The sequence below is a fragment of the Campylobacter concisus genome, assembly GCF_902460715.1.
Classification (GTDB): Bacteria; Campylobacterota; Campylobacteria; order Campylobacterales; family Campylobacteraceae; genus Campylobacter_A; species Campylobacter_A concisus_AK.
In genome coordinates this window covers 12,232-15,712 of sequence record NZ_CABPUX010000003.1, presented here as the reverse complement: position 1 = coordinate 15,712, position 3,481 = coordinate 12,232, and the positions used below count along the sequence as shown (strand labels likewise).

The window sequence follows — 3,481 nt, the reverse complement described above, 5'->3', positions numbered from 1 at the left end:
TAATACTCTCTTAAGTGCAGATACGCTCATTTATAACGGCTTTATGAAAAGCGAACTAGATACAGTATTGGGTGATTATGAGAGTGTAACTGCAAGAGACTTTGAATTTATAGCTGGACTTACTGGTTCTAGTGCCACTACAAACAAAGTTGGAAAAGCAGCTTGGGATAGGTTTAGTAAAAAGCCTAGTGAGGTAACTAGTGATGTTACTAAAATAGATAATCCAGCTTCTAACACAAATATAAAACACAATGGAAATAGTGGTAGTGACGATATAATTGTTACTGTGGGAGGTGAGATTGAGAAAAAATCATTGACGAAACAAAAAGAGGTTAAAGAATTATTTGATAAAAATAACAATAGAAATGGTGTAACAATAGCAGATAATATAACTTATCTTGATGACTTAAGTAACAAGGGTGGAGCAAAAGTATTTAAAAATGTATCTGATGAAAACATTTTTACATATTTTAAAGAATTAACTGGTGTAGATAAAATGCCAGATGTTAAAAAAGTGAATATTGCTGGAAAAATATCCGACTTGTATAGTATTAAAACTAATACTGGCTCTTTTACACTTAGAAATAATTCAAAATCACAGTTGCCTAATGGAGAAAAACCAAGATGGACTATTGATATAAAATTATTTGATAATAATGGAGTTAAAACTTATGAACTTAAATTTGAATAGTATGGAAAAAGTTCTTATAGAAAATAAAAATATTATATTTAAGAATTTATTTGGCTCTTGGATAGATCAAATTCCTTGGTATTTGTCTCGCATTGTCGCAAAAGAACAGATTTATGAAGCATTTTTGAAACTTTTAGAAATTTGGGCAAAAGAAAATAAAATAGTTTTCTTCCCACCAGAACAATTTTATAATAAAAATTTGAAAACATATCTAACGCCAATAAAAATAAAAGAAAAATTTAAAATTTGGGATATTTCTATTGAAGAAATCATGGCTTATATGCGTAGTACTATCCCAAAAGAATTACATAATAATTTTAGTCAAATTAAAAGTGATGAATATTGTTTCGGAGATTTTTGCCCTAGAATAGGTTGGATAAATGAAAATGGTAAAATCGAATTTGATTTTGAATAAGCACTACAATGTAGCCATCATATCGTTAGCGAATGAGCTAATAGAATTTTGGGATATATCAAAACAGCACTTCATAAACATACAAAATTGAGGGACATGTTTTAAATTTGACATAAGTGTTGATTTGAGTGACACCAAATATTAAAAAATTGATTTAAACAATTTTAATCTAAACGCCAAAAACATAAACATAGCTTCAAACCAAGATACTACACTTTTAGGCTCAAATATCAGCGCAGATGAGAGCTTAGATATAAAAGCTGATAATATAAATTTACTACCAGCATCATATAGCTTAGAGAGCTCATCTAAATTTAAAGACTCAGGCTTTGGCGATCTAATGAAGTCAAATGGCGAAGAGAGTAGCTCAAACTATAACCTTGCCATAAGCACACTATCAGCAAAAGATATAAGTCTAAACTCAAATACCATAAATGCCCTAGCTTCTATCATAGAGGCTACTAATGTAGATGTAAATACAAAGCTTTTAAATTTAGTCTCAGCAAAGAGCACATCTGTAAATACAAGCCTAAGTAACAACGCAGGAGTTTTAACAGCTACTGTAAAAAATAAGGGCAAGATAGAAGAGGTAGAGATCCCAGCTATCATCAAGGTAAAAGATAAATTTACACTAAATGGCAAGGATATAACTAATAAACTAGATGCCACAACCTTTAAAGCGATAAATGACTCTTTAAACTCAGAGGAATTTAAAGAGGGAGTTATAAGAGAGTTAAGATCAAACTCAAATACCCCAATAGACGAAGAGACGATAAATCAAGTAAAAGCAGTTTTAGATTCTAAAGAGTGGGAAGATAAGACAACTACTCTTAGTGGAATGGGAGCGCTAATAATAACAGCCATCGTTACATTTCTAACAGCAGGAGCTGGAACCGCTGTAGCTGGAGCACTTGGAGCAGCAGCTAGTTCAACTACAGGTCTAGCAATATCAGCTATGACAACAGCTGTCATAGCAAACTCAACAGTCCAACTAACAAACAACCTCTTATCTCATGGTAAGGTAAAATTTGACGCATCATCCCTAGCTAAATCAGCCATTAGTGCAGGGGTAGGCTCATATGTTAGTAGCTATATATCAAGCATAGATACTCTAAGTAATACCAATATCATAAACACACCAACTTATACTTTCTCATATGCAGACCTACTAAGCTCTACATCAAACGCAGCAATAAATTCTGCCATCTATAAAACAAACTTTAAAGATGCACTACTATCAAATTTAATCTCTAAAGCAACAGATAATGCTTACAAGGCAGTAGGAAGCTACTCAAGCAATGAAGCAAATATAAACTCTAATGCATTATTTAAAGAATCAGGTCTAGGCAAGATAGCTCTTCACTCAGCCGTAGGAGCTCTCTCAGCAAAGCTATCTCATGAAAACGTTGCAGCTGGTGCATTAAGCGGGGCAGTAAATGAAGCAATCTCTTCTGCACTACATAAAGATACATCAAATATGAGCACTAAAGAGATAGAAGCCTATAACAACAAACGCCTACTAGCATCTCAGCTAATAGGCATAATAGCTGGAGGCATAGCTAATGGAGATGAAGGAGCAAACACAGGCTATAAAATAACTACAAGTGCAGATACTTATAATAGACAGCTTCATCAAAGAGAGATAGACTTTATAAACAATAAAAACAATATAGAAAGCTTTAAATCAAAACTACAAACTACAACAAATAAAATTTATAGTGATGATGAAGCAAAATCTATCCTAGCAAAAGCAGCAGTGTCTTTAACAGATAAATCATTTAATGAAACTTATAGACAAAGCCTAAGCTCAAATGATCTATATAATATAGAACTAGCAACAAATTTCATAAAGCAAAGTAGCTTTTACAATACAAGCCTAGATAATACAAATGCATTTAATCCAGATAAGAAGCAATATGAGGATAGGTATGTCTATTTAGATAGTTTTACTAACAATAGAGAATTTTATGACAAAAATTTAAAAGTAGATACAAAGCTTAGTAATGATATAGCAAACTTTGCAACAGGGTTTGCAAAAGGTGGAATAAATCTTGTAAAAGATACAATAACAGGAGTTTATTATCTAGTAACAGATACAAAAGAGACAGCTAAAGGCATAGCTAATACTCTCTTAAGTGCAGATACGCTCATTTATAACGGCTTTATGAAAAGCGAACTAGATACAGTATTGGGTGATTATGAGAGTGTAACTGCAAGAGACTTTGAATTTATAGCTGGACTTACTGGTTCTAGTGCCACTACAAACAAAGTTGGAAAAGCAGCTTGGGATAGGTTTAGTAAAAAGCCTAGTGAGGTAACTAGTGATGTTACTAAAATAGATAATCCAGCTTCTAACACAAATATAAAACACAATG

The 3,481-nt window shown here is 32.4% G+C and carries 3 protein-coding genes; all 3 read left to right on the top strand.

Going from position 1 to position 3,481, the window contains the following annotated elements:
- On the top strand, positions 1 to 691 hold a 691-nt coding region (locus tag F3G91_RS08910), incomplete at its 5' end, for a hypothetical protein (RefSeq protein ID WP_223227860.1).
- The gene (locus tag F3G91_RS08905; RefSeq protein ID WP_149701345.1) at positions 672 to 1,106 is read left to right on the top strand and encodes a hypothetical protein; all 435 of its coding nucleotides are present in this window, start codon (positions 672 to 674) and stop codon (positions 1,104 to 1,106) included. The genes F3G91_RS08910 and F3G91_RS08905, both read left to right, overlap by 20 nt.
- A gap of 340 nt (positions 1,107 to 1,446) precedes the next feature.
- Positions 1,447 to 3,481, top strand: a 2,035-nt coding sequence (locus tag F3G91_RS10300) for a DUF637 domain-containing protein (protein ID WP_188116827.1), incomplete at its 3' end; no start/stop codon positions are given.